The organism is Nonomuraea sp. NPDC048916, assembly GCF_040649575.1.
Taxonomy (GTDB): Bacteria; Actinomycetota; Actinomycetes; order Streptosporangiales; family Streptosporangiaceae; genus Nonomuraea.
This window is the reverse complement of the sequence record NZ_JBEZFS010000269.1, coordinates 1-401: the sequence shown is the minus strand read 5'-3', so window position 1 is coordinate 401 and position 401 is coordinate 1. Positions and strand designations below refer to the sequence as shown.

The window sequence follows — 401 nt, the reverse complement described above, 5'->3', positions numbered from 1 at the left end:
GCCCGTCGCGCTCGATGATGCCGGGGACTCCGATGCCGATGCCGAGGAGCCGGCGCGGATCGGCGCCCGCGTCGCGCAGCACGTCCGCGACACCGGTGCGGACATGGGCGACGATCCGGTCGACGTCGTAACCGTGCTGGGCCAGCAGCCTTTCGGTGCGGGCCAGTTCGGTCAGGGAGAGGTCGAACAGCTCGACCCGGACCCGGGTCTCGCCGATGTCGATGCCGACGAGCAGCCCGCCGTCCGGGGCGACGCGCAGCAGCGTACGCGGGCGGCCGCCGTCGGAGTCGACGATGCCGGCCTCCTCCAGCAGGCCCTCGGCGGAGAGTTCCGCGACGACGTTGCTGATGGATCCTGAACTCAGGCCCGTGACCGGTCCGAGCTCCTGACGGCTCAGCGGG

Annotated in this window: 1 pseudogene; it reads right to left on the bottom strand. The window is 72.3% G+C overall.

What is annotated here, in order from left to right:
- Nucleotides 1-401: pseudogene (locus tag AB0C16_RS40800) on the bottom strand (sugar kinase); the annotation flags it as partial.